The sequence below is a fragment of the Serratia sp. CY33802 genome, from assembly GCF_052169095.1.
Lineage (GTDB): Bacteria > Pseudomonadota > Gammaproteobacteria > Enterobacterales > Enterobacteriaceae > Serratia > Serratia bockelmannii.
The window spans coordinates 60,526-82,141 of sequence record NZ_JBJNLL010000004.1 but is presented as its reverse complement, the minus strand read 5'-3'; the positions used below and the strand labels follow the sequence as shown (position 1 = coordinate 82,141).

Genomic DNA, 21,616 nt, shown 5'->3' with positions numbered 1-21,616 from the left:
CGGACTCTATCACGCTGTTTTTGTCACGCGAACTTCACGAATTTTTTGTGATACAAGTCACAAACAACACCCCAACAAACCCTCATTTATAGTGATAAAGATCACATTTATGACGTGTAAAAAAAGCACAGTGAGAAAAAAGTCGCCACAAAACCCCCAATAAAGTGACTATGATCACATTTTTAATGTGGCGTTTTGTTTTTGAATTGTGACATTAGTCACAATTTATTTTTAGCTGCAGCGCCGATCGCAACGCTCTGTTTGATCTTCCCTGTGAGCACTCATCCCGCCGGGAACTAGCGAAGTGATGAATGAAAGAAAACTACATTGCCTAATGAATGGATTAATTGAAGTGTAGTACAGAAGCCTGCGCAATAAACCAGCAAGCTATTGGAAACGCTGAGGGGAAATAAAACAGGCCGGCAATGCCGGCCTGTTTCGCGCCTGGACGCGTTATTATTGCGTCACGCTTTGAATGGTCTTCTGCGCATTCATCAGGTTCTGCTGTTTGGCCACCAGATTCGACATCATGGTGTTGTACTGCGCCACCTGCTGCGCGGTGCGGAACTGCACGCCGTTGTTGTTGAAGCTGACCTGATTGCCCTGGCTCTGCAGGAAATCGCCGACCTGCACCAGATCCTGCACAAAGCTGGCGGTGGTCGGGATCGCCGGCATCAAGGCATTGGCCGGTGCGGTGACGATTTTGTCATAGGCCTGGTTGTACACCGCCTTCAGATCGTCAGGCTGTTTCAGCGCCGCGTGGGCAGTATCCGCCTGCGACTTGGCGGACTGGATCTGCTGGCCCAGCAGGTTCAACGCCCCGACCGATTGCTGCAGCGCGTCGCGTTTGTTCAGGTAGTCCTGCGCGGTGCGGATCTGGTTAATCTGATCCAGCGCCGGGGTCAGGCTGGCGCCGACCGACTTGGACAACTGCTGCGAAAAGCCGACCAAAATCGCGTAATCACCGGCATAGTTGCCGAACTTCTGTTTCTGGTCTTCGCTCAGCGTGGGGATGTTCGCCCCGCTGCGCATCACGGTATTCTGTAAGTAATCGATAAATGCTTTGCGCTGTTCCGGCTCTTTATCGCCGCAGGCGGTCAATTGCATGACCACCAACAATGCCAATACCGGTGCCAACCAACGCGCGAAACCTCTGCTCTGGATCCCTACCGCCATGTGACATAACTCCTGTTATAAACCTGCTTTTTCATTGGACTCCGCCCCTTTTTGCGCACTCCGTGCGCCTATAAGAATAGATCAACTGGCGGCGTTCCGATACGCGATTCCGTTTGCGGTGAACATTGTCTCGGCCGGAGGCGGTTGAACATCGTGCGCAAAACGCACTGAGGTTCATTGCCGTCGGCGACCGGACGCTTCAATTTCCCCAAGTCGCCCCCCAAGTCGCCCCCCAAGTCGCCCCCCAAGTCGCCCCCCAAGTCGCCAGGCGACCTTGCCTTCGCCCCCAGGAAACGGAAATAAAAAAGGCGCCCGCAGGCGCCTTTTCACAGCAGAGAATCGCTTACTGCAGTACGGAGATATCCGCCACCTGCAGGAACAGTTCACGCAATTTGCTCAGCAGCGTCAGGCGGTTTACGCGCACTTCCGCATCGTCCGCCATTACCATCACGTTGTCGAAGAACGCATCCACCGGCTCACGCAGCGCGGCCAGTTCCACCAGCGCTTCCTGGTAGTTGCCCGCCGCGAAGTACGGCTGCAGCTTGTCGCGCAGCACCACCAGGTGAGTCGCCAGCTGGATCTCCGCCGCGTCCTTCAGCACCGAGGCGCGCACGCTGTCGTTCAGCGTTTCGGTAGACTTCGCCAGAATGTTGGAGACGCGTTTGTTGGCCGCAGCCAGCGCCGCCGCCTCGTCCAGCGTGCGGAAGTGGGATACCGCCTTGACGCGCGCGTCGAAGTCGGCCGGCTTGGTCGGACGGCGCGCCAACACCGCCTGAATGGTATCGACCGCGTGGCCTTCTTCCTGATACCAGGCGCGGAAGCGGCCCAGCATGAATTCCACCACCTCGTCGACTACCTTGGCATTGGTCAGCTTGCTGCCGTACAGGCGCACGGCCTCTTCGGTCAGTGTCTGCAGATCCAGCGGCAGGTTTTTCTCGACGATGATACGCAACACGCCCAGCGCGGCACGGCGCAGCGCAAACGGGTCTTTATCGCCCTTCGGATGCTGACCGATGCCGAAGATGCCTGCCAGGGTGTCCATCTTGTCGGCGATCGCCAGGGAACAGGCCACCAGCGACTGCGGCAGCGCATCGCCGGCGTAGCGCGGCTGATACTGCTCGTTCAGCGCAACGGCGACGTCTTCCGCCTCACCGTCGTGGCGCGCATAGTGCATGCCCATCACGCCCTGGGTGTCGGTGAATTCGAACACCATGTTGGTCATCAGGTCGCACTTCGACAGCAGGCCCGCGCGGGTGGCGTGGTTGACGTCAGCGCCGATCTGGCCGGCAACCCAGCCCGCCAGCGCCTGAATGCGGTCGGTCTTGTCGCGCAGGGTGCCCAGCTGCTGTTGGAACAGCACGGTTTCCAGGCGCGGCAGGTTGTCTTCCAGACGCTTCTTGCGGTCGGTGTTGAAGAAGAACTCGGCGTCGGCCAGACGCGGACGCACCACCTTCTCGTTACCGGAGATGATCTGCTGCGGGTCTTTCGACTCGATGTTGGCTACGAAGATAAAGTTCGGCAGCAGTTTGCCCGCGGCGTCGTACACCGGGAAATACTTCTGGTCGCCCTTCATGGTGTACACCAGCGCTTCTGCCGGCACCGCCAGGAATTTCTCTTCGAATTTGGCGGTCAGCACCACCGGCCATTCCACCAGCGAAGCCACTTCTTCCAGCAGGCTTTCACTCAGATCGGCCTTGCCGCCAATCTTCTGCGCCGCCAGTTCGGCATCGCGCTTGATGAGGGCTTTACGCGCTTCGTAGTCGGCGACCACTTTGCCGCGCTCCAGCAGGATCTGCGGGTATTGGTCGGCATTGTCGAGGGTGAACTCGGCTTCGCCCATGAAGCGGTGGCCGCGCACGGTGCGCGCGGATTCGATGCCCAGCACGGTGCCTGGGATCAGATCGGCGCCCAGCAGCATCGTGACGGTGTGCACCGGACGCACGAACTGCACGTCGGAATCGCCCCAGCGCATCAGTTTCGGGATCGGCAGCTTGCCGAGCGCGGTGCTGACCATGCCGGCCAGCAGTTGTTGCGCCGACTGACCTTTGACGTGGGCGCGGTACATCAACCACTCGCCCTTGTCGGTCACCAGGCGTTCAGCCTGATCGACGGTGATGCCGCAGCCGCGCGCCCAGCCTTCGGCCGCTTTGCTCGGTTTACCTTCGGCGTCGAACGCCTGGGCGATCGCCGGGCCGCGTTTTTCAATTTCGCGATCGGCCTGTGCCGCGCTCAGGTTGGCCACTTTCAGCGCCAGGCGGCGCGGTGCGGCGAACCAGCTCACGTCACCGTGTTCCAGGCCGGCGTTGTCCAGCTCGGCGGTGAAGTTGGCGGCGAAAGATTCCGCCAGGGAACGAAGCGCCTTCGGCGGCAGCTCTTCCGTGCCGATTTCCACCAGGAAAGTCTGTTGAGTCATGGCTGCCTCTTAGTTCTCGTTCTTCTTGTTGCACATCGGGAAGCCCAGCGCTTCGCGGGAAGCGTAGTAGGCTTCGGCAACGGCTTTGGTCAGCGTGCGGATGCGCAGAATGTAGCGTTGACGCTCGGTCACCGAAATCGCCTTGCGCGCGTCCAGCAGGTTGAAGGTATGGCCCGCCTTCAGGATGCGTTCGTAGGCCGGCAGCGGCAGCGGCTTTTCCAGCGCCAGCAGCGATTGGGCTTCTTTCTCGTACTGCTCGAAGCAGGAGAACAGGAAGTCGACGTCGGCGTATTCGAAGTTGTAGGTGGATTGCTCCACTTCGTTCTGGTGGAACACGTCGCCGTAGGTGGTGACACCCAGCGGGCCGTTGCTCCACACCAGATCGTATACGCTGTCCACGCCCTGGATGTACATCGCCAGACGCTCCAGACCATAGGTGATCTCGCCGGTCACCGGCTTGCACTCCAGGCCGCCGACCTGCTGGAAGTAGGTGAACTGCGTCACTTCCATGCCGTTCAGCCACACTTCCCAACCCAGGCCCCAGGCGCCAAGCGTCGGGTTTTCCCAGTTGTCTTCCACGAAGCGAATGTCGTGGATGGTCGGATCCAGACCCAGCTCTTTCAGCGAGCCCAGGTAGAGTTCCTGAATGTTGTCCGGCGATGGCTTAATCACCACCTGGAACTGGTAGTAGTGCTGCAGACGGTTCGGGTTTTCGCCGTAGCGGCCGTCGGTCGGGCGACGGGATGGCTGCACATAGGCGGTCGCCATCGGCTCCGGCCCCAGTGCGCGCAGGCACGTCATCGGGTGTGAGGTTCCCGCGCCGACTTCCATGTCCAATGGTTGAACGATGGTGCAGCCCTGGCGCGCCCAATAATCCTGCAGTGTCAGGATCAGGCCCTGGAAGGTCTTGGTATCAAACTTTTGCATGTTGAATTCGCACGCGATACAAGTGGATTTAGATGGAATGCGCCAGTATACCCTTTGACCGTAAGATATACAGCCAGAATCCGGCAACAAGTGCGAATCGGGGTGAGAAGCGCTGGATTTTCACGCGGCGGGCACCGAGGGAAGGACAACGCGCCGGCCGGTCGCCTCGCCGTCCAGAAAGACACACCCGGCAAAAACATTAGAGTATCTAAACAAAAATATCACTCACCGCCGTTTAAATAGTCAATTAGCTGAACGCTATTTCTCCCCTCGCCGGTCAAATTCAGGCTGATTTCCGTGCGTGTATCTTTATATTTGCCACGAGATAAAGTTGCGACAATGTTATTTTTGTTAATTTTATCAACTAAAAAACTCCCCTCATCGAGAGATAATGTGATCAAGTGCCAGATTATTTCTTATTATCGTGAACAATAAGGCGATATCACGCGGCGTGCCGACGGTCGGGGCATGGGAGGAACGGCCAGGGATGAAAGACGGCGCTAACGGGCCACAGAAACAAATTGACAGTTAATCTTTGGTTATACAATAATAAATAAAATTTTCCCTGGTGTTGGCCAAGTGGCTACCTGATCCTTTCATAGGATCAGTTTTTTTTTGTATTTCCGCCAACGTCATTGCGGCCCGCATAATTCACCCCAGGCCGCCTTCCTCATAAATCCCTTATCAGACCTTATGACTATCCTGCGCCCTTGAGCGCGCCGATGGCCAATTCAAAAACGCGCGCTGACGCCGACGTTATACATAAACTGCTCGCCGCTGCTCAGCCCGCCGGTTTGCGAAACGGTGGCGAAGGCCGATACCCTGTCCGTCAACGGCATGTTGGCCCCCAGCGTGACATCCACCCAGTTTTTGTCCTGGCCCGCACTGTCGCGGGTAAACGAGGTTTGCGTCGATTTCAGGCCGCCGCCGGCGCGGTAGACGTCGTCGCCGAACTGATGCTGATAACTCACTTCCGCATAAGGGTTAAACACGCCGAATTGCGTATCCAGCCGCCAACCCAGCGCGCCGATCTGCGAGTGATAGGTTTGATCGTTGAAGCGCATGGCGGTGCTGTCATCGCCATCTTCGCTGTAGCCGGAAACGCGGCTGTAGTCCCAGGCGAACTGCGCCACCGGCCCGGTGGTCAGGTAAGAGGCGATCGGGAAGTCATAGCCGGCGGTCACGCGCGCCCCCCACTGCTTGCCGGTGGTCGAACCGGTTTCGGTACGCGTCAGCGGCCCCAGCCGCATGCTGCGGCGGATGTCGTCATAGTCCATCGTCGCATAGTGCAGATCGGCGTTGACCCAGCCCTGCTCGAATAGCGCCAGCGAACTGAAGGCTGACAGCAGCAGCCCACGCGCCTTGTAATCAAAACGGCTGGAAGGATGCTGATCGTCGTTGGAACCGGCGATCAACGCACCGATCAACCAGCTGTCGGTCAGTTGATAGTCCACGCCGACGGTCAGGTTGTGGGTGGTGGCGTTGCCGTCCCCCGCCGCCCGATTATCGGCATAGTCGTAGTGCTGGCCGGCGTAGCCGCCGAACACGCCCAGCGAGCCCTGCGGGTTGTCGCCGTTGCGCAGCTGCTGGAAACGGCTGTCGAGCGTGGCGCGGCTGTCACGCGCCATCGCCGCCGTCGCCTGATTCAGCGCCACCACCTGCGCCGGGCCATCCAACACCGCCTGAATATAATCCGCAATCAGCAAGTGCGCCTGCGGGCTGGGGTGGAAATGGTCGGAGAACAGATAGGACTGGCCGGCGTCGAAGCCGGGCATGTCGGAACGGCAAACCGCCGAGGAAACGCCCGCCGGGCAAGCCATGCCGGCCGTGTTGGCGAAGCCGAACTGCGCCGGATTGGCGATCGCTTCGGCGAACAGCTTGTTGACGTCCACCCGCACGATATTGCCGCTGCCCTGCGCCAGCAGACGGTCTTCACTTTGATTATAGAAATCGGTCAGCTGGGCGGCCTGCGCGCTCAGGCTGTCATACGCCGCGATAAGCTGCGCGGCGATCGCCTGCTGTACCTGAGGAATGGCGCTGCCCTGCTTCGCCGCGGCGGCCAACGCCGCGTGGATCGCCTGCGTGCGCGAAGCGTTGTCCGGGGTAGCCACCGAATTAAGCGTGGCATAGGCCGCCTGGATCGCCGCCCCCTGTACCGGCGGCAGCGCCTGCTGAATGATCAGTTCCATCAGCTGCGGCGTGGAGCCGATGTTCGGCACCGTCGGCACGATCACCGTGCCGGCACCGGCGTTCAGCAGCGAATGCACCTGCGCGGCGGCGGCCGCGGCACTGTTATAGGCCACGCCGGGCGCGGTAGCGGCATTCAGCGCCGCCGCCGCCAAATCGTTACCGCCGATCCAGTGAATATACAAACCGTCGCCATCGGCCTGGCCGTTAACCCGATTCAGGTAGTGCTGCACCTGATCCTGGGTGTTGTCGACCGGGTTCAGGCCCGGCACCGCCACGGCGCCGCCGGCGGCGTAGTTTTCACCACCGTTGTCCGAGGCCACCAGCGCCGCGCCGATGCGTTGCGCCAACGCTTCGTCGTACAGCAGGTGCTGACTGCCGTCATAGGTGAACCGGCCGTTGTTGCCGGTATCGCTCAGGCTATCGCCAAAGACGTACAGTTGATCGTACGCCTGAGCCGGAAGGGTCATACTGCAAAGCAACGCCACTGCAAGCGCCGCCGGGCGGGGCATGCACGTTATTTTTAGAGGCATGAATCGACTCCTGAGAGCCTGCAAATGAAGGCAATGTCGTTTTTATCGTTGGCCGGTTTTCCACCGGCCATGTAGTAACTATTGTCGGCTTTTTCACCACGTCAAGCGGGCTGATGACAAAACAATCAGAGGCTTGCCAAGTTCGGCGCTTCGAGCGATGATTACTGTTCATAAACACAGCATAAGGACAGTCAGGATGGCAGACGAACGTTGCGGTTGGGTGACGGCCGATCCGTTGTATCTCGAGTATCACGACAAGGAATGGGGCGCGCCCACCACCGACGCGCGCGAGCTGTTTGAAATGCTGTGCCTGGAGGGGCAGCAGGCCGGCCTTTCCTGGATCACCGTCCTGAAAAAGCGCGAGAATTACCGGCGTGCTTTCCATGGTTTCGATCCGCAGCGGGTCGCCGCCATGACCGAGCAGGACGTGGAAAACCTGCTGCAGGACAGCGGCATCATCCGCCACCGCGGCAAGATAGAAGCCATCATCACCAACGCCAAAGCCTATCTGGCGATGGAGGCGTCCGGCGAGAATTTCGTTACCTTCATCTGGGACTTCGTCGGCGGCCGGCCGCAGCTCAACCGCTGGCAGGCGCTGAGCCAGGTGCCGGCTAAAACCGAGCAGTCCGACGCCATGTCCAAAGCGTTGAAAAAGCGCGGCTTCAAGTTTATCGGCTCCACGATCTGTTACGCCTTCATGCAGGCCAGCGGGCTGGTGAACGATCATCTCACGGGGTGCATGTGCTACCCAAAGCCACGGTGATCCGCCCCTGTGGCCCGGAGGATATCGAACGGCTGATGGCGCTGTGGCTGCCCAGCACCATCGCCGCCCATCCGTTCGTGGCGGAAAAATACTGGCATGAGAGCGCCGCACTGGTGCGGGAAAACTACCTGCCGCGCGCGCAAAGCTGGGCCTGCTGGCATAACGACGAGATCGTCGGCTTTATCAGCGTGCTGGACGAGCAGTTCATCGGCGCGCTGTTCGTCGATCGGGCGTATCACGGCCGCGGCGTCGCCCAGGCGCTGATGACGCACGTGCAGCAGCGCTACCGCCGGCTCAGCCTGGAGGTGTATCAGCAGAACCTGCGAGCCTGCGCGTTCTACCACAAGCACGGTTTTCAGGTGACGCAACGCCTGTTTAACGACGAAACCCAAGCCTATACGCTGATCATGAACTGGCCGGCAATCGAGAATTCAACCGGTTACGGTTAAAAAAGGCGCATTCGCGCCCTGGCGGCGCGCAATTAGGAATCCGCTGCATGGCGCCGCCCGGCGTTTTATCGCATAACTCCCCCAGCACTTACCCGCGCTCATCATTTGTCACGTTTTTCTCCGGAACTGCCGGCGAGCCAACGCGTCATAGTAGCGCGGTGATGCGGGCCCCACCTGCGTCGCCTACTTTTTGCGCCCCCGTGTTGGGCCGGCGCGTACAGAATTGATGCCATTAAGGACAAGAACATGAAAAAACGCATTGCAATTATTGCCGGCGCAGTGAGCGTCGCGCTCACGCTGTCGGCCTGTACCACCAACCCTTACACCGGCGAATCCGAAGTCGGTAAATCCGGCATCGGCGCGGGCCTCGGTGCCGCACTGGGCGCCGGCGTCGGCGTGCTGTCCTCTTCCAAGAAAGATCGCGGCAAGGGCGCGCTGATCGGCGCAGCGGCCGGTGCAGCCCTCGGCGGCGGCGCAGGCTATTACATGGACGTGCAGGAAGCCAAACTGCGCGACAAGATGAAAGGCACCGGCGTCAGCGTCACCCGCCAGGGCGACAACATCGTGCTGAACATGCCGAATAATGTGACCTTCGACAGCAGCAGCGCCACGCTCAAACCGGCGGGCGCCAACACCCTGACCGGCGTCGCCATGGTGCTGAAAGAGTATCCGAAAACCGCGGTCAACGTGGTCGGCTACACCGACAGCACCGGCTCCCGCTCGCTCAACATGAACCTGTCGCAGCAGCGCGCCGACGGCGTAGCCAGCGCGCTGATCACCCAGGGCGTGGCGGCGAACCGTATCCGCACCACCGGTGCCGGCCCGGACAACCCGATCGCCTCCAACAGCACCGCGGAAGGCAAGGCGCAAAACCGCCGCGTCGAGATCACCCTCAGCCCGCTGCAGTAATCCCGTGCGGGGCGCCACCGGTGCCCCGCCGCTTCCTCCCGACTTTCTCCTTATCCTTCAATATTCCCGCTCGCACATCGGGTATGGTAGTCTCCTTGGCAATTAACCGCAGGAGGGATCGGCTGTGAGCACAGGCAAGGCAACGCGCACCTCAGGACGCGCCACCATCAGCGATGTGGCCAGCATCGCCAAAACCGGCAAGACCAGCGTATCGCGCTATCTGAATGGTGAACAGCACCTGCTTTCCGACGATCTCAAACAGCGCATCGAACAGGCTATCCAGCAGCTCGACTACCGGCCAAGCCAGATGGCGCGCAGCCTGAAGGGCGGCCAGACCCGCCTGATCGGCCTGATCCTCGCCGATATCACCAACCCCTATTCGGTGGACGTGATGCGCGGCATCGAGGCCGCCTGCCGTCAACACGGTTTTACCCTGCTGGTGTGTAACACCAACAACGAAGTCAATCAGGAACAGCACTACCTGCAGCTGCTCAGCAGTTACCGGGTAGAAGGCATCGTGGTCAACGCGGTCGGCATGCGCGAGGAAGCATTATCCACGCTGCAACAGTCGATGCTGCCCATGGTGCTGATCGACCGAAAAATCCCCGACTTCGCCTGCGACGTGGTGGGCCTGAACAACCGCGAAGCCGCCACCGTCGCCACCGAACACCTGCTGCAACAAGGTTTCGAAGCGATCCTGTTCCTCAGCGAGCCGCTCGGTACGGTCAATACCCGTCTCGAACGCCTGCACGCTTTCAGACATACCATGGCGCAGCACCCCGCGCTGTTGGCGGAGCAGGCCGAAACGCCGCTCAACGATCGGCAGAAGCTGGAGCAAGTGCTGAGCGATTTCAGCGGCCGCCATCGCGGCATGCGCAAAGCGGTGATCTCCGCCAACGGCGCCCTGACGCTGCAGGTGGCGCGCGCCATGCGTCGGCTCGGCATCCAGTGGGGCAACGACATCGGCCTGCTGGGCTTTGACGAGCTGGAGTGGGCGGAGCTGGCGGGCGTCGGCATCACCACGCTGAAACAACCTACCTACCAAATGGGACACGCGGCGCTGGAGCGGCTGGTGCAGCGCATTCAGGGCCTGGCCACCCCCAGCGGTGAGCAGATGTTCTCCGGCGAGCTGATCGTCCGCGGCTCCACCACCCGCTAATCCACCTTCTCCGGGGCCGTTGACCGCCCCGCCTCTATCTGAATCGGCTGTTTTTTGCTCAGCTTCGTGATTGCGATCATATTTTTACACTCTGTCGCTTTTCGCTGGAACCGGTTCCATTTAACGTACCGGTAACAGCAGCGGCGGCGACAATGCCGCCTCAGGAGTCAAAATGAAAACAGAAATCATCGTGGTCACCGGCGCCTACGGCACCGATACCGTCAAACAACACGGCGGCCAGCGCGCGCTGTTGCCCATCATCGCCGGCGCGGGCGCCGACGGAGTGGAGATCCGCCGCGAACTGTTCACCGCCGGTGAACTGGACAGCCTGCCGGCGCTGGCGCAAGAGATCGATCGCCAGCAGCTGTTCGCCGTCTATTCCGCCCCTGAGGCGCTGTTCACACCGCAACATACGCTGAACCCCAACCTGTCGGCGCTGCTGGCGGAAGCGCAGGCGCTGAACGCGCGCCAGCTGAAGCTCTCCCTCGGCCATTTCCGCCCCGGCTTTGATTTTACCGAGTTGAAAGTGGCGCTGGAGCAACACCCGGTCAAGCTGGTGGTCGAGAACGACCAAACGCCGGACTGCGGCATTTTGTCGATGCTGAACGCCTTTTTCCACGCCGCGGAAGATAGCCACCTGCCGGTCAGCATGACCTTCGATATGGCCAACTGGCTGTGGGTGGGGCAAGACGCCTTCGCCGCCGCCGAACGCCTGGCCCGCCACGTCGGTTACGTGCACGTCAAAGCCGCCACCCAAGGCCCGCGCGGCTGGCGCGCCATCGCGCTGGACGAGACCGACGGCAGCTGGCGCGACCTGTTGGCCCGCCTGCCGCACGATGCGCCGCGCGGTATCGAATTCCCGTTGCAGGGCGATGACCTGGAAGCCGTCACCCGCCATTACGTCAATATCTTGCGTGCGGAGTAACCCCATGATGACAACGTTAACGGCAACGACGGCGCAGCAGGCGCCCCTGGATGTGGTCACGCTGGGTGAAGCCATGGCGATGTTCGTGGCGGCACAAACCGGCGATCTGGCGGAGGTGGAAACCTTCACCAAACGCATCGCCGGCGCCGAACTGAACGTGGCGATCGGCCTGGCGCGTCTGGGTATGAACGTCGGCTGGGTCAGCCGCGTCGGCAACGATTCGTTCGGGCGCTTCACCCTGCAGCAGTTGAAAAAAGAAGGCATCAATTACCGGCAGGTGACGGTCGACGGCCACTACCCCACCGGTTTTCAGGTGAAATCCAAAACCACCGATGGTACCGATCCCAGTGTGGAGTATTTCCGCAAGGGCTCGGCGGCCAGCCACCTGTCGATTGCCGATTTCAACCGCGAGTATTTCGGTTCCGCGCGCCACCTGCACCTGAGCGGCGTGGCGGCGGCGCTGTCCAGCGAGTCGCTGGCGCTGTGCCACCATGCGGCGCGCGAGATGCGTGCCATGGGTAAAACCATTTCGTTCGATCCCAATCTGCGCCCGGTGCTGTGGCCCAGCCGCGAGGTGATGATCGAGCAGCTGAACCAGCTGGCGTTCGCCGCCGACTGGGTTCTGCCGGGGTTGAAAGAGGGACAGATCCTCACCGGCCAGTCGACGCCGGAAGGCATTGCCGATTTCTATCTGGAGCGCGGCGTGCAGGCGGTGATCATCAAAACCGGCCCGGACGGCGCCTGGTTTAAAACCGCCGCCGGCGATAAGGCGACAGTGGCCGCGGTCAAGGTCGACAACGTAGTGGATACCGTCGGTGCCGGGGACGGCTTTGCCGTCGGCACCCTCAGCGCCCTGCTGGAAGGCAAAACGCTAATACAGGCGGTGCAGCGCGGCAACAAAATCGGCTCGCTGGCGATCCAGGCCATCGGCGACAGCGAAGGCCTGCCGACCCGTGCGGCGCTGGCCGAATAACAATAAAAAAAACGACTTCTCCGCATGACGTCAGCCTCTGGCCCTACAACCGGGACGCGTCGGGAGAGCATCTGCCCCTTCGTCTTTCACGCCCAGCGTGCCGGGCGAAGGGGATGCAACACCACTGAAGGATACTGAACATGAACAAAGCGACTGTCGCGGCCAAACGCTGGTGGTACATCATGCCCATCGTGTTTATCACCTACAGCCTGGCCTATCTCGATCGCGCCAACTTCAGCTTCGCCTCTGCCGCCGGCATCAATGAAGATCTCGGCATCACCAAAGGCATGGCCTCGCTGCTGGGCGCGCTGTTTTTCCTCGGTTATTTCTTCTTCCAAATTCCCGGCGCCATCTACGCCGAACGTCGCAGCGTCAAAAAACTGATCTTCTGGTGCCTGATCCTGTGGGGCGGCTGCGCCTCGCTGACCGGCGTGGTCAGCAATATTCCGATGCTGGCCGCCATCCGCTTTATCCTCGGCGTGGTGGAAGCGGCGGTGATGCCGGCGATGCTGATCTACATCAGCAACTGGTTCACCAAATCGGAGCGGTCACGCGCCAATACCTTCCTGATCCTCGGCAACCCGGTGACGGTGCTGTGGATGTCGGTGGTATCCGGTTACCTGATCCACGCCTTCGGCTGGCGTGAAATGTTCATCATCGAGGGCATTCCGGCGGTTATCTGGGCGTTCTGCTGGTGGGTGCTGGCGAAAGACAAACCGGCGCAGGCCGGCTGGCTGAGCGCCGATGAGAAACAGGCGCTGCAGCAGCAGCTGGACGAAGAGCAAAAAGGCATCAAGGCCGTGCGCAACTACGGCGAAGCTTTCCGCTCACGCAACGTGATCCTGCTGTGCGTGCAGTACTTCGCCTGGAGCATCGGCGTGTACGGCTTCGTGCTGTGGCTGCCTTCCATCCTGCGCAGCGGCATGCAGATGGGCATGGTGGAAGCCGGCTGGCTGTCGGCGGTGCCTTACCTGGCGGCAACCATCGCCATGATCGTGGTCTCCTGGGCGTCGGACAAAATGCAAAACCGCAAGCTGTTCGTCTGGCCGCTGCTGCTGATCGGCGCGCTGGCGTTCTTCGGTTCTTACGCCGTCGGCGCCAACCACTTCTGGATCTCCTACGGCCTGCTGGTGGTCGCCGGCGCCGCGATGTACGCCCCCTACGGGCCGTTCTTCGCCATCATTCCGGAAATGCTGCCGAAAAACGTTGCCGGGGGCGCCATGGCGCTGATCAACAGCATGGGCGCGCTGGGTTCGTTCTTCGGTTCGTGGTTCGTCGGCTATCTGAATGGCGCCACCGGCAGCCCGGCGGCTTCCTACATGTTCATGGCCATCGCACTGGTGGTGGCGGTGGTGCTGACGCTGATCGTCAAGCCCGCCCGCAACGAGATCCAGCCGCAATTGGCTTGATCCAGTTATACTTTTTATCTGTTAACCCAACCGGGGGGGCACCATGCCCCCTTTGGCCCAGCTGGAGTTCGTGATGAAGCCTTCTATCGTATTGTACAAAAGCCTGCCCGCCGATCTGCTTGAACGTCTGGAACAGCACTTCACCGTGCACGCCTTCAACGGCCTGCAGCCGGAGAACCGCGACGAACTGCGCCAGGCGTTGCAGCAGGCCGAAGGGATCATCGGTTCCGGCGGTAAAATTGACGAAGCCTTCCTGCAGCAGGCGCCCAAACTGCGCGCGGCCTCGACCGTTTCCGTCGGCTACGACAACTTCGACGTCGAGGCGCTCAACGCCCATAACGTGCTGTTGATGCACACCCCGACGGTGTTGACCGAAACCGTCGCCGACACCATCATGAGCCTGGTGCTGGCGACCGCGCGCCGGGTGGTGGAAGTGGCGGAGCGGGTGAAGGCCGGCGAATGGCGCGGCAGCATCGGGCCGGACTGGTTCGGCGTCGACGTGCACCACAAAACCATCGGCATCCTCGGCATGGGCCGCATCGGCCTGGCGCTGGCGCAGCGCGCGCACTTTGGCTTCGGCATGCCGGTGCTCTACAACGCCCGCCGCACGCACGAAGAGGCGGAGCAACGCTTCAACGCCCGTCGCTGCGATCTGGATACCCTGCTGGCCGAGTCGGATTTCGTTTGCATCACGCTGCCGCTGACCGAACAAACCTTCCACATGATCGGCCGCGAACAGCTGGCGAAAATGAAGAAAAGTGGCATTCTGATCAACGCCGGCCGCGGGCCGGTAGTGGATGAGCAGGCGCTGATCGAAGCGCTGCAAAACGGCGTGATCCACGCCGCCGGGTTGGATGTGTTCGAGAAAGAGCCGCTGCCGGCCAACTCGCCGCTGCTCAGCATGCCGAACGTGGTGGCGTTGCCGCACATCGGCTCCGCCACCCATGAAACGCGCTACGGCATGGCCGCCTGCGCGGTGGATAATTTGATCGCCGCGTTGACCGGCACGGTGAAAGAAAACTGCGTCAACCCGCAGCTGTTGCGGAAATAACTCAGCGCGGCCGGTGGTCTGAGGATAACCGGCCGTGTTGCTCTTCCTGCTGCGGCGCGAACAGCGCCTGCAGCTGATGTTCTTCGGCGAAGTGCTGCAATTCGGCATCCTGAATTGCCTGAACGATCTCTTCTCGCCAGTTTTTGTCCGTCATCGCTAACCTCCTTTGATGTTCACCGTTTAATCTGCCGCAGCGCGCGCACAAAGCCAAGCCGAATCAATCCGAAAACGCTCCGCCCTTCCTCTCCTCCTCGAAAAACCCTCGCAGGGAGGAGGCCATTTTTCCGTCGTTTGCCACACTGGGCGCTACCCTGCGAGAAAAACGCTTCCTGCCGCGCGTAAGGAGAGCCATGAAACTGTTACCCCTGCCCTTATTGATGCTGCTGTCGCCTTCGGCGCTGGCCAGCTGGACACTGCCGGGTTTCCCGGCCTTCGACGAAACGGCCGCCGGGCTGTTCACCAGCCAGGCCACGCTGCCCAAAGGCCAGCTGCCGCTGCGCCTGTATCAGGATAACCGCTGCTGGCAACCGGCGGAGGCGGTAAAACTTAACCAGACGCTGTCGCTGCACCCCTGCGACGCCAACCCGCCGGTCAGCTGGCGGCAGTTCCGCGCCGGCGACTATCAGGTGCGCGTCGATACGCGCAGCGGCACGCCGACGCTGCAGCTCAGCCTGAGCAGCGCGCCGGAAAGCGCCGCCGTTGCCGTCCGCAGCTGCCCGCGCTGGGACGGTAAGCCGGTCACGGTCGACGTCACCTCCACCTTCACCGAAGGCGAAACGCTGCGCGATTTCTATTCCGGCCAAACGGCGCAGGTGAGCCAGGGAAAAATCACGCTGCAGCCCGCCCCCGCCAGCGGCGGCCTGTTGCTGCTGGAATCCGCCGCCACGGCGAAACCGGCGGCGTTCAGCTGGCATAACGCCACGGTCTACTTCGTGCTGACCGATCGCTTTGAGAACGGCAATCCGGCCAATGACCACAGCTACGGGCGCCGCAGCGACGGCCTGCAGGAAATAGGCACCTTTCACGGCGGCGATCTGGCCGGCCTGACGCAGAAGCTGGATTATCTGCAGCAGCTCGGCGTCAACACCTTGTGGATCAGCTCGCCGCTGGAGCAGATCCACGGCTGGGTCGGCGGCGGCACCCAAGGTGATTTCCCGCATTACGCCTATCACGGCTATTACGCGCTGGACTGGACTCGCCTCGACGCCAACATGGGCACCGAACAGGAGCTGCGCACGCTGGTCGAGCAGGCGCATCGCCGCGGCATTCGCATTCTGTTCGACGTGGTGGTGAACCACGTCGGCTACGCCACGCTGGCGGATATGCAGACGTTCCACTTCGGCTCGCTGTATCTGCAAGGCGCAGAGGTGGAGAAAACCCTGGGGAAAAACTGGAGCGACTGGCGCCCCGGGCCAGGGCAAAACTGGCACAGCTTCAACGACTACATCAACTTCAGCGACAAGGCGGGCTGGCGCCCATGGTGGGGGAAAAATTGGATCCGCACCGACATCGGCGACTATGACGCGCCGGGCTATGACGATCTGACGATGTCACTGGCCTTCCTGCCGGATATCAAAACCGAAGCGCCCGGCGCCAGCGGCCTGCCGCTGTTCTATCGCCACAAACCCGACACCGCCGCGCGCGACATGCCCGGCGCCACCACCCGCGATTACCTGACCGTCTGGCTCAGCCAGTGGGTGCGCGATTACGGCATCGACGGTTTTCGCGTCGATACCGCCAAGCACGTGGAAAAACCGACGCTGGCGCTGTTGAAACAGCGCGCCACGGCGGCATTGGCGGCATGGAAAGCGGAGCATCCGCAGCAGGCGTTGGATGATGCGCCGTTTTGGATGACTGGCGAGGCCTGGGGCCACGGGGTGATGAAAAGCGACTATTACCAAAACGGCTTCGACGCGATGATCAACTTCGATTTCCAGGACCAGGCGTCGCAGGCGCTGGGCTGCTTTGCTGACATCGATGCCACCTACCGGCAGATGGCCGAGCGGCTGCAGGATTTCAACGTGCTGAGCTATCTCTCTTCACACGACACCCGGCTGTTCTTCGCCAGCGACGCCAAAGGCTCGCTGCCTCGCCAACAGCGGGCGGCGAACCTGCTGTTGCTGGCGCCGGGCGCGGTGCAGATTTACTACGGCGATGAAAGCGGCCGCCCGCTCGGCCCAACCGGTTCCGATCCGCTGCAGGGTACCCGCTCCGACATGAACTGGCGTGAGCTGCAGGGAGAAAAAGCCCCGCTGCTGGCCCACTGGCAACGGTTAGGGCAGTTCCGCGCTCGCCATCCGGCGATCGGCGGCGGCGTGCAAACCCCGCAGCCGCATGCCGCCTACTATGCCTTCAGCCGTCGGCTCGGCGACGATAAGGTGATGGTGGTATGGGCCGGCGAACGGTCACAATAATCCAGCGCAATATGCTACCAATCGGCCAATGAGCGAAGTTTTTGCCCATTGGCCGATTTGTCGGCCGCATTGCAGCGGGATTTGTCTGGCGGTATGGTGGGGGATTACCTGCTAAAAAACAGTACTACTACACCTATGACTTTCTCACTTTTCGGCGAAAAATTTACCCGTTATGCGGGCATTACCCGTTTGATGGACGACCTGAACGAAGGCCTGCGCACCCCCGGTGCCATCATGCTCGGCGGCGGCAATCCGGCGCAGATCCCAGAGATGGAAGCCTACTTCAAACAGCTGTGCCAGGAGATGCTCGACCAGGGCAAACTGACCGAGGCGCTGTGCAACTACGACGGCCCGCAAGGCAAGGACGCGCTGCTGAAAGCGCTGGCCAATCTGCTGCGCGACGAGCTCGGCTGGGAGATTTCGCCACAGAATATTGCACTGACTAACGGCAGCCAAAGCGCGTTTTTCTACTTGTTCAACCTGTTCGCCGGCCGCTACGCCGACGGTTCGCGCCGCCGCGTGCTGTTCCCATTGGCGCCGGAATATATCGGCTATGCCGACGCCGGGCTGGACGAAGGGCTGTTCGTCTCCGCCAAACCGAACATCGAGCTGCTGCCGGACGGCCAGTTCAAGTATCACGTCGATTTCGAACATCTCACCATCGGCGATGACATCGGCATGATCTGCGTTTCACGGCCGACCAACCCGACCGGCAACGTGATCACCGACGAAGAGCTGATGAAGCTCGACCTGCTGGCGCAGCAGCGTGATATTCCGCTGGTGATCGACAACGCCTACGGCGTGCCGTTCCCCGGCATCATCTTCAGCGACGCCACGCCGCTGTGGAACCCGAACACCATCCTGTGCATGAGCCTGTCCAAGCTCGGCCTGCCGGGCTCGCGCTGCGGCATCGTGATCGCCGACGAGAAGGTGATCACCGCGCTAACCAACATGAACGGCATCATTAGCCTGTCGCCAGGCAGTATGGGGCCGGCGATGGCGACGGAAATGATCGCGCGCGGCGATCTGCTGCGCCTGTCGAACGAGGTAATTCGCCCGTTCTACAAACAGCGCGTCGAGCACACCATCGAGATTATTCGCCGCTACCTGTCGCCGGAGCGCTGCCTGATCCACAAACCGGAAGGGGCTATCTTCCTCTGGCTGTGGTTCAAGGATCTGCCGATCACCACCGAAGTGCTGTATCAGCGCCTGAAAAAGCGCGGCGTGCTGATGGTGCCGGGCCACTACTTCTTCCCGGGGTTGGAGCATGAATGGCCGCACACCCACCAGTGCATGCGCATGAACTACGTGCCCGATCCGGAGAAAATCGAGCGCGGCGTGGCTATTCTGGCGGAAGAGATCGAGCGCGCACATCAGAAAGGCTAACGCCGACTGATTGAAAATTGACCGACAAAGATATACGATGCATATATCGTATATCTTTTTTTGGAGGGCCAACGATGACTCGCATCGTGATCGATTTACCTGAAGAAGACCTGCGGCAGCTCGATAATCTGAAAAATATCCGCCACGTTCCGCGGGCCGAGATCATTCGTCAAGCAGTCTCCCGCTATCTGACGGAGAACCACGTGGAAGATCCCAGCAACGCTTTCGGGCTCTGGTCCGGGGCGATGGGAGATGGCGTGGAGTACGAAAATCGTCAGCGCGAGGAGTGGGAATAATGGTGGCTCAACGGGCGTTATTCGACACCAATATCCTGATCGATTATCTCAACGGCATTCCTCAAGCCAGGGACGTTCTGGTCGAGTATCACATCAATCCGGCCATCAGCGCCATCACCTGGATGGAAGTGATGGTAGGTGCTAAAAAACAGGGTCCGGCACTGGAGCTGAAAACACGTCAGTTTTTAGGGCAATTTCTGCTGCTGCCTATTACCGATGAAGTCGCTGAACGCGCCGTAGAACTGCGCCACTCACAGCATGTGAAACTGCCAGACGCCATTATCTGGGCCACAGCGCAGGTGGGATTCCGGATGCTCATCTCCCGCAACCCCAAAGATTTCGGCACTGACAATGGCGTGTTGATGCCTTATCGGCTGTAGACGATCCGCACTACAGCGTCCAGAACAGCACCGCCAGCAGCTGCGGCGACATGATGCGCAGGAACATCGCCAACGGATACACGGTGGCGTAAGACAGCGCGGCGGCGCCGCTGGTGGGATGCAGACCGTTGGCGAAGGCCAGCGCCGGCGGATCGGTCATCGATCCCGCCAGCATGCCGGACAGCGTCAGGTAGTTCATCTTGCCCACCGTGCGTGCCAGAATACCGACGCTCAGCAGCGGAATGGCGGTGATTAACGCACCATAACCAATCCATGTCAGCCCCTCGCCGTGCAGCAACGTATCGATAAAATTGCCGCCCGATTTCAAACCGACCACCGCCAGAAACAGCACGATGCCCAGTTCGCGCAGCGCCAGGTTGGCGCTCGGCGGCATAAACCAATACAGCTTGCCGATACTGCCGATGCGCCCCAGGATCAGCGCCGCCACCAACGGCCCGCCGGCCAGCCCCAGCCGCAATGCCGCCGGGAAGCCGGGCACGAACAGCGGAATGGAGCCCAGCAGCACCCCGAGACCGATGCCGATAAAGACCGGCAGCATCTGCACCTGCTGCAGTTTTTGTTGGGCGTTGCCGACGATTGCCGTCACCGCGTCGATGGCCTCCGGCCGGCCGACCAGGTTGAGAATGTCGCCAAACTGCAGCGTCACGTTGCTGCCGGCCACCAGCTCGACGCCGGCGCGGTTGAGGCGTGAAATTACCACGTCATACTTCTGCTTCAGGTTCAGATCGCGGATTTTCTTGCCCAGCACCTGCTCGTTGGTCACCACCGCCCTCACCACCTGCAGCGCGGTGCCGCGCGTCGACAGCGAGGCGTCCACCTCTTCGCCTATCACCAGCCGGGCGTTCTCCAGATCTTCACGCTTGCCCACCAGATGCAGGTAGTCACCAAGTTCCAGCCGCTCGTGTGGCGCCGGCACCATCAGCAGCTCTCCGCGCTTGAGGCGCGAACAGACGATCGCTTCACCGTTGAGCAACGGCACCTGCTTAATCGCCATGCCCTGCAGGTTGGGATTGCGCACCGCCACGTTGATGGTGTGCAGCAGCTCACGCTGATTGCCCAGGCTGTTTTCAAACGCCTGCGCCTCGCGCTCGATGTTGATGCGGAAAACCAATCGGATCAGCCACATCACCAGCAAGATGCCGCAAATGCCGAACGGGTAGGCCATGGCGTAGCCCATCCCCATGCCGTCCACCAACGCCGGATCGGAACCGAGATCGGTCAGGATTTGTTGACCGGCGCCCAACGCCGGGGTGTTGGTGACCGCGCCGGAGAACACGCCGAGGATGATCGGCAGCGGCACGTCGAACAGCTTGTGCACCGCCGCCGCCACGACACCGCCGGTCAGCACCAGCAGCACCGCGAAGGCATTGAGGCGCAGACCGGAGACGCGCAGCGAAGAGAAGAAACCGGGGCCGACCTGGATGCCGATGGTGTAGACGAACAGGATCAGGCCAAACTCCTGGATAAAGTGCAGCATGTCACCATTCAGGCTGATTTGCCCGCTCTGGGCAAAGTGGCCGACCAGAATACCGCCGAACAGCACGCCGCCGATGCCCAGCCCGACGCCGTACAGCTTCCAGTTCCCCATCCACAGCCCAATGACGGCCGCCAGCGCCAACATGCTGACGGTCAGGGCGATATCGCTCATAGGTCACATCCTTGCCAAAATTGAAGAGGGAATTTGCGGCCAAAGACACACAATTAATAAGGATTATGACATCGGACTGTCGGGGGGACTGTGGCGTGCGCCACATAACGCAACGGGGGAGATCCGTCTGGATCTCCCCCGCATGATGATGACCGTTTTTCAGTCGGTTATTTGGCTTCCAGCTCCGGCGTCGCACCGATGGCGATGCGCTGCGGCTGTAAGGCTTCCGGCACCTGACGCACCAGATCGATGTGCAGCAGGCCATTTTCAAATTTGGCCTCGGACACCTGCAGATGTTCCGCCAGGGTAAAGGTCAACTGGAACTCTTTGCACACCAGCCCCTGATGCAGGTACTCGACCTGTTTTTCCGGCGGCGTGGGTTTACCGCTGACGGTCAGCCGCGGCCCTTCCACTTCGATATTCAGTTCGCTCTGCCGGAAACCGGCCAGCGCCAGAGAAATACGGTAGTGATTGTCATCGCTTTTCTCGATGTTATACGGCGGGAACCCCTGGGGTTCCTGGCCGCCCATTGAACTGGCCAATTTATCAAAACCAATCCATTGACGCAGAAGCGGGGATAGATCGTAATTACGCATA

At 60.8% G+C, this 21,616-nt stretch carries 19 protein-coding genes; 12 read left to right on the top strand and 7 right to left on the bottom strand.

Annotated elements, in window-relative coordinates; translation table 11 throughout:
* Window positions 1–456: 456 nt before the first annotated feature.
* From ACJ8HA_RS15195 to ACJ8HA_RS15180, 4 genes are all read right to left on the bottom strand, one after another.
* Entirely contained in the window at window positions 457–1,176 is a 720-nt protein-coding gene (locus tag ACJ8HA_RS15195) for a DUF3053 domain-containing protein (protein WP_025304780.1), read from the bottom strand.
* 343 nt (window positions 1,177–1,519) lie between these two features.
* Window positions 1,520–3,589 (bottom strand): glycine--tRNA ligase subunit beta, encoded by a 2,070-nt coding sequence (gene glyS, locus ACJ8HA_RS15190; RefSeq protein WP_049207117.1) that lies wholly within the window; start codon window positions 3,587–3,589, stop codon window positions 1,520–1,522.
* 9 nt (window positions 3,590–3,598) lie between these two features.
* Window positions 3,599–4,516 (bottom strand): glycine--tRNA ligase subunit alpha, encoded by a 918-nt coding sequence (glyQ, locus tag ACJ8HA_RS15185; protein ID WP_043140757.1) that lies wholly within the window; start codon window positions 4,514–4,516, stop codon window positions 3,599–3,601.
* Between the two features lie 731 nt (window positions 4,517–5,247).
* Window positions 5,248–7,236 carry an autotransporter outer membrane beta-barrel domain-containing protein gene (locus ACJ8HA_RS15180; RefSeq protein WP_193402763.1) on the bottom strand — a complete coding sequence of 663 codons (1,989 nt, stop codon included), beginning with the start codon at window positions 7,234–7,236 and terminating at the stop codon, window positions 5,248–5,250.
* A 196-nt stretch (window positions 7,237–7,432) separates the two neighbouring features.
* Here ACJ8HA_RS15180 and ACJ8HA_RS15175 point away from each other — a divergent pair, with 196 nt between their 5' ends.
* From ACJ8HA_RS15175 to ghrB, 8 genes are all read left to right on the top strand, one after another.
* On the top strand, window positions 7,433–7,999 hold the full coding sequence (locus ACJ8HA_RS15175) for a DNA-3-methyladenine glycosylase I (protein ID WP_025304776.1): 567 nt from the start codon (window positions 7,433–7,435) through the stop codon (window positions 7,997–7,999).
* Window positions 7,996–8,448 carry an N-acetyltransferase gene (locus ACJ8HA_RS15170; protein ID WP_043140746.1) on the top strand — a complete coding sequence of 151 codons (453 nt, stop codon included), beginning with the start codon at window positions 7,996–7,998 and terminating at the stop codon, window positions 8,446–8,448. Before ACJ8HA_RS15175 ends, ACJ8HA_RS15170 begins: the two co-directional genes overlap by 4 nt.
* A 246-nt stretch (window positions 8,449–8,694) precedes the next feature.
* A complete protein-coding gene (locus ACJ8HA_RS15165; RefSeq protein WP_016929583.1) occupies window positions 8,695–9,357 on the top strand; it encodes an OmpA family lipoprotein in 663 nt (220 codons plus the stop codon).
* Between the two features lie 124 nt (window positions 9,358–9,481).
* Window positions 9,482–10,516 carry a LacI family DNA-binding transcriptional regulator gene (locus ACJ8HA_RS15160; RefSeq protein ID WP_025304774.1) on the top strand — a complete coding sequence of 345 codons (1,035 nt, stop codon included), beginning with the start codon at window positions 9,482–9,484 and terminating at the stop codon, window positions 10,514–10,516.
* Between the two features lie 172 nt (window positions 10,517–10,688).
* On the top strand, window positions 10,689–11,441 hold the full coding sequence (locus ACJ8HA_RS15155) for a sugar phosphate isomerase/epimerase family protein (protein ID WP_025304773.1): 753 nt from the start codon (window positions 10,689–10,691) through the stop codon (window positions 11,439–11,441).
* Window positions 11,442–11,448: 7 nt separating this feature from the next.
* A complete protein-coding gene (locus ACJ8HA_RS15150; RefSeq protein WP_049207119.1) occupies window positions 11,449–12,414 on the top strand; it encodes a sugar kinase in 966 nt (321 codons plus the stop codon).
* Between the two features lie 140 nt (window positions 12,415–12,554).
* Entirely contained in the window at window positions 12,555–13,823 is a 1,269-nt protein-coding gene (locus ACJ8HA_RS15145) for an MFS transporter (protein WP_033639091.1), read from the top strand.
* A 73-nt stretch (window positions 13,824–13,896) separates the two neighbouring features.
* Window positions 13,897–14,874: a glyoxylate/hydroxypyruvate reductase GhrB gene (gene ghrB / locus ACJ8HA_RS15140; protein ID WP_049204664.1), complete on the top strand. Its 978-nt coding sequence runs from the start codon at window positions 13,897–13,899 to the stop codon at window positions 14,872–14,874.
* 1 nt (window position 14,875) lies between these two features.
* Here ghrB and ACJ8HA_RS15135 read toward each other — a convergent pair whose 3' ends face one another.
* Window positions 14,876–15,028, bottom strand: coding sequence for a hypothetical protein (locus ACJ8HA_RS15135; protein ID WP_162837931.1), 153 nt, complete (start codon window positions 15,026–15,028; stop codon window positions 14,876–14,878).
* 196 nt (window positions 15,029–15,224) lie between these two features.
* On the opposite strand from ACJ8HA_RS15135, the gene ACJ8HA_RS15130 reads away from it, so the two are divergent.
* The 4 genes from ACJ8HA_RS15130 (at window position 15,225) to ACJ8HA_RS15115 (ending at window position 19,350) form a co-directional block, all read left to right on the top strand.
* Window positions 15,225–17,288, top strand: a complete 2,064-nt coding sequence (locus ACJ8HA_RS15130) for an alpha-amylase (RefSeq protein ID WP_167324695.1) — start codon at window positions 15,225–15,227, stop codon at window positions 17,286–17,288.
* A gap of 135 nt (window positions 17,289–17,423) precedes the next feature.
* Window positions 17,424–18,674 (top strand): valine--pyruvate transaminase, encoded by a 1,251-nt coding sequence (locus ACJ8HA_RS15125; protein WP_049204660.1) that lies wholly within the window; start codon window positions 17,424–17,426, stop codon window positions 18,672–18,674.
* Window positions 18,675–18,748: 74 nt separating this feature from the next.
* Complete coding sequence (locus tag ACJ8HA_RS15120) at window positions 18,749–18,970, top strand: ribbon-helix-helix domain-containing protein (RefSeq protein WP_025304767.1); 222 nt, start codon at window positions 18,749–18,751, stop codon at window positions 18,968–18,970.
* Window positions 18,970–19,350, top strand: a complete 381-nt coding sequence (locus ACJ8HA_RS15115) for a type II toxin-antitoxin system VapC family toxin (protein WP_025304766.1) — start codon at window positions 18,970–18,972, stop codon at window positions 19,348–19,350. Before ACJ8HA_RS15120 ends, ACJ8HA_RS15115 begins: the two co-directional genes overlap by 1 nt.
* Window positions 19,351–19,360: 10 nt before the next feature.
* Here ACJ8HA_RS15115 and ACJ8HA_RS15110 read toward each other — a convergent pair whose 3' ends face one another.
* A complete protein-coding gene (locus ACJ8HA_RS15110; RefSeq protein WP_025304765.1) occupies window positions 19,361–21,019 on the bottom strand; it encodes a putative transporter in 1,659 nt (552 codons plus the stop codon).
* A gap of 167 nt (window positions 21,020–21,186) precedes the next feature.
* Window positions 21,187–21,615, bottom strand: a complete 429-nt coding sequence (ibpB, locus tag ACJ8HA_RS15105) for a small heat shock chaperone IbpB (protein WP_004933922.1) — start codon at window positions 21,613–21,615, stop codon at window positions 21,187–21,189.
* Window position 21,616 lies beyond the last annotated feature (1 nt).